This is a genomic window from Rhodococcus sp. EPR-134 (assembly GCF_001647205.1).
In the GTDB taxonomy this organism is placed as follows: domain Bacteria; phylum Actinomycetota; class Actinomycetes; order Mycobacteriales; family Mycobacteriaceae; genus Rhodococcus_F; species Rhodococcus_F qingshengii.
Window position 1 is genome coordinate 1 of record NZ_LVCT01000107.1, and the last position, 4,752, is coordinate 4,752.

General features: G+C 59.9%; 4 protein-coding genes. 3 read left to right on the forward strand and 1 reads right to left on the reverse strand.

What is annotated here, in order from left to right:
• On the reverse strand, window positions 1-662 hold a 662-nt coding region (locus A2J01_RS05225; RefSeq protein ID WP_197494159.1), incomplete at its 3' end, for a hypothetical protein.
• A gap of 233 nt (window positions 663-895) precedes the next feature.
• On the opposite strand from A2J01_RS05225, the gene A2J01_RS05230 reads away from it, so the two are divergent.
• From A2J01_RS05230 to A2J01_RS05240, 3 genes are all read left to right on the forward strand, one after another.
• A complete protein-coding gene (locus tag A2J01_RS05230; RefSeq protein WP_047269996.1) occupies window positions 896-1,672 on the forward strand; it encodes a nitrilase-related carbon-nitrogen hydrolase in 777 nt (258 codons plus the stop codon).
• A gap of 122 nt (window positions 1,673-1,794) precedes the next feature.
• Window positions 1,795-3,426: a flavin monoamine oxidase family protein gene (locus tag A2J01_RS05235; protein ID WP_082900801.1), complete on the forward strand. Its 1,632-nt coding sequence runs from the start codon at window positions 1,795-1,797 to the stop codon at window positions 3,424-3,426.
• A gap of 11 nt (window positions 3,427-3,437) precedes the next feature.
• Window positions 3,438-4,752, forward strand: a 1,315-nt coding sequence (locus A2J01_RS05240; protein WP_064112241.1) for an amino acid permease, incomplete at its 3' end; no start/stop codon positions are given.

Consider the following 4,752-nt stretch of genomic DNA (forward strand, 5'->3'; position numbering starts at 1 on the left):
AGTTCGTGTAAGAACATCCGGCGACCGCCGGCAGCGGCCCGGTCAGCGTTACGCCGAAGGTCTGCTCCGGCCAAGCGAGGTACCGCGACGACGCGAAAGTAGGCATCACGCGGCACCCCGAGCGCTTGCGCGATCTGAACGAAGTTGACCTCGAATTGTCCGACCGCCTCGAAGAGCAAGCTGATGTACTGCCGCTGCAGGTCCTGTCGTTCGCGAGCGAGTTCTGCCTGTTCCGCGAGATAGCTGGTCTGCGCGAGCCTGGCAAAAGTGTCTACGACGTTCCACACTCGTTCGGCGTGCGCCGCAATGACTGCAAAGTCATCTTTATCAGCACGTTCGAGCAAAGTCGACCACAGCACAGGAAAGTCCAACCTGACCGCATCCACCAGGTTCTCGAGCGGAATTCCTTGTCTTGCCCTTCTCCGTCCGAGGTTGCCGGCGATTGATTCGATCTTGGTTATCGCCTCAACGTCGATCAGAGCGTCGAGCATGAACGCGAACGTCTGCCTGCTGGTCTCGCGAAGGTCCCCGACATCGACGATTCGAGCATAGAGCGGATCACGCAGAACCCGAACGACGAACCGGTCAGTCAGAATCTCAAGTTCGTCATAGCGTTCCGATACCAGCGTGCGCCACCGCTGGATCATCTCGTCGTCATTCATGCTCACTCCTCGGTGTGCGTTCGCACAGTATGGCACCGGATTCCGGTTGTGACGTGCTATTGGACCAGGTCCATCAAACGACGAGAATTTTGCACAGCAGCCTTTCGATCCTCTCAATGTCGCGAGGATCACCCGCACAGTCAAACCATCAACGCAGCAATACATTCCGAACACGACGTTCGGTTTCTGCGGTCGTTCCGTCGCCACCCGCTTGCGACAGTGAGGAGCAAGTCGTGAGGATATCGGTACTGCAGGCGACAGCACGAATCGGAGACATCGGCGGCAATCTGTCGCGGTTGGAAGCGGCGGCCTGGGAGGCCGAGGACAAGGACTCGCAAGTTCTCGTCACGCCCGAGTTGTTCACGTGTGGATACGATCCCGCAGCTGTTCACGATATCGACGGTGCAGCCGCGCTGTCCTCCGTTCGTCGTATCGCTCGTGACACCCAGATCGCAATTGTCGTCTCCACCGTCGAACACGAGGGCGCCCAGCGCTACATCGTGGCCCACCTGGTCTCCGCGGCGGGCGACGTCCTCACCTCGTACAGAAAAACTCACCTCTTCGGCAGTGAGGTCGACTACTTCACGCCGGGACAGTCTCTGCCACAGACGGTCTCGTTCGAAGGTGTCACCGTTGCCCTGGGAATCTGCTACGACGTCGAGTATCCGGAGTTCGTGCGAACCGTCACCGACAGCGGTGTGCAACTACTTCTGGTCCCGACTGCCGTTCCGGTCCGCTCCGCATCCTCGGCAGACACCTTCGACACCACCCTCATTCCGCGCAGAATCGTCCCCGCGCGTGCCTTGGAAAACACCATCACCATCGCATACGCAAATCACGCCGGAAGAGACTTCGCGGGCTACAGCTGCATTGCTTTGCCGGATGGTGAAGTCGTCGCAGCCGGTCCCGACCTGGCGGAAGTCATCGTCGCAGAAATCTCCGCGCCGCTATTCGACGGCGCACGTCGTTCCAACCCGTATCTGGTCTCGCGTCGGCGAGATCTGTACTGACGCCATAACTCAACAGATCTCGCACTACCGCCGGCTCTCGTTTCGGGGCCGGGGGGGCGGTGCAGCCTACCCCACTTCCGGAAGACAAGGAACCCCTCGTGCACGAAGCGCCCACTCACACCATGCTCATCCCCGACTTCCCCTTTCCGTACGATGATTTCGTACGACACACCGACGGTATCGGCTCCGTTCCCGCCGATACGTTCGGCACCGAGGTCGCGATCGTGGGTGGCGGTATGGCCGGCCTGATCGCAGCCTACGAACTGATGAAGATGGGCCTGCGGCCCGTCATCTACGAATCTGCTGAACTCGGAGGCCGCATGCGCGGCAAAAGATTCGGCTCAGACGGACCCGTCGCCGACCTCGGAGGCATGCGCTTCCCGCTCTCAAGTCAGACGTTCTTTCACTACGTGGACATGCTCGGGTTGGACACAAGCCCATTCCCGAACCCGTTGACACCGGCGAGCTCGAGTACCGTCGTCGAACTGGCCGGCAAGGCCCACTACGCACAAACCACCGGAGATCTGCCGCAGTTCTTCCAGGACATGGCACAAGCTTGGAGCGATTGTCTGGAAGAACGCGCACATTTCGGAGAGATGCAGGCCGCGATCGCAGATCGTGATTTCGAGAAGATCAAGAAAATCTGGAACGATCTCGTGCCGCGGTTCGATGGGACTTCCTTCTACGGATATCTTGAGTCTTCGAAAGCGTTCTCGGAGTTGCCTTTCGAGTATCGCGAAGCGTTCGGCCAGGTAGGGTTCGGCACCGGAGGATGGGACACCAACTATCCCGACTCGATCCTCGAGCTCCTGCGCGTCGTCTACGTCGACGCCGACGACCATCAGCAGCGCATCCTCGGCGGCGCGGACCAGGTGCCGTACGGTCTGTGGCGCTACGTACCTGAGGGCATCGCCCACTGGCCGGAAGGAACCAGCCTCGCGTCACTGCACGGGGGCTCACCGCGCGGTGCGGTCGCCGCGATCGCCAGGAATGCGGACGGAAACCGAATCGACATCACTGACAAGTGGGGCAATACCTCGTCCTACGCCGCGGTGATATCGACCTGCCAGTCATGGCTCCTATCAGCTCGAATTGACTGCCAAGAAGACCTTTTCAGCCACAAATTGTGGATGGCCATGGAACGCAGTCACTACATGCAAGCGTCCAAAACCTTCGTCATGGTGGACCGGCCTTTCTGGAAGGACGTCGATCCCACCACCGGACGCGACGTCATGAGCACGCCGCTCACCGATCGCATCACCCGTGGCACGTACCTGATCGACGACGGACCGGACAAGCCCGCAGCGATCTGCCTGTCCTACACCTGGAACGACGACGCCCTCAAATGGATGCCGCTCGATCCGAACGAACGTGTCCGCATGATGCTGCACTCGCTTGGCCAGATTTATCCAGGAGTCGACATCGCGGCACACATTGTCGGGGAACCCATCACCGTCTCCTGGGAAGCCGACCCGAACTTCATGGGCGCCTTCAGCGACAACCTGCCCGGGCACTACCGCTACCAGGAGCGCTTGTACACGCACTTCATGCAATCGGAGTTCCCGCCGGAACACCGTGGCATATTCCTTGCCGGCGACGACATTTCATGGACTGGCGGGTGGGTCGAAGGCGCAGTCACCACAGGTCTCAACGCCGTCTGGGGTGTCATGCACCAGCTAGGCGGTAGATCCCCGGAAACCAACCCCGGCCCCGGGGATTTGTTCGACGAACTCAAACCCATCCGCCTGGCATAGAGGAAACAGCCATGAGTAGTAATCCCTCTTCACACGAACCCCATTCCGTCGTTCAAGACGACAACGCAGCCAGAGCCCTCCTCGAAGGTGACGGCGACTACAAGAAGGACCTCAAAACCCGCCAGATTCGGATGATCGCGATCGGAGGCGCAATCGGAACCGGGTTATTTCTCGGCGCAGGTGGACGACTCGCCACCGCCGGCCCGGCACTCGTCTTCATCTACGCCGTCACAGGCTTCTTCGCCTTCCTCATGCTCCGCGCTATGGGCGAATTGGTTCTCTACCGACCGACGTCCGGTTCTTTCGTTTCCTATGCCCGCGAGTTCTACGGCGAAAAGATGGCATTCGTCGCCGGCTGGATGTACTGGATGCTCTGGGCCATTACATCGATCGTCGATGTCACCGCCGCCGCAATCTATGTGCACTACTGGCATTTCTTCACCTCCGTACCCCAGTGGGTGCTAGCTCTGGCGGCCCTCGCGATCGTTCTCTTCGTGAATCTGTTGTCGGTCAAGGTCTTCGGTGAGCTCGAATTCTGGTTCGCGATCATCAAAGTCTTCGCACTCGTGTCCTTCCTCGTCGTTGGCGGAATCATTCTCGCGTTCCGATTCCCCGTCGACGGAGGGTCTACCGGATTCTCACTCATCACAGACAACGGAGGCTGGCTCCCCAACGGAGCACTTCCGCTGGTCGTCGTGATCGTTGGTGTCACCTTCGCGTACTCGGGCATCGAACTGGTCGGCATCGCCGCGGGCGAGACGAAAAACCCCGAGAAAGTCATGCCGCGAGCCATCAACAGCGTGATCGCGCGCATCGTCATCTTCTACGTCGGCGCCGTCCTGTTGCTAGTGCTCCTGCTTCCGTACACCGCCTACAGCGCGTCCGAGAGTCCTTTCGTCACCTTCTTCACCCGACTCGGCATACCAGGCGCCGGCAATGTCATGAACTTCGTCGTCCTGACCGCTGCACTGTCCAGCCTCAACGCCGGCCTCTACTCGACCGGGCGGGTCCTCCGGTCAATGGCGATGGGCGGCAAAGCGCCACGCTTCACCGCCAAAATAAGCAAATCGGGCGTCCCTACCGGTGGCATTCTCCTCACCGCATGCATCACCCTGATCGGAGTCGGACTGAACTACGTTGTCCCCGAGCACGCCTTCGAGATCGCTATCAATGTGTCCTCTCTGGGCACCCTGACAACGTGGGCAGTGATCGTGCTCTGTCAGCTTTCACTACACCGGCGAGCACTCCGAGGAGAGCTGACTCGCCCCTCCTTCCGGATGCCCGGATCTCCTTATACCTCTTGGGCAACACTGGGTTTCGTCTTCT

Excerpts from the sequence above, each read along its gene's own strand:
- A2J01_RS05235 (WP_082900801.1), top strand. The coding sequence starts at position 1,795 with ATGCTCATCCCCGACTTCCCCTTTCCGTACGATGATTTCGTACGACAC.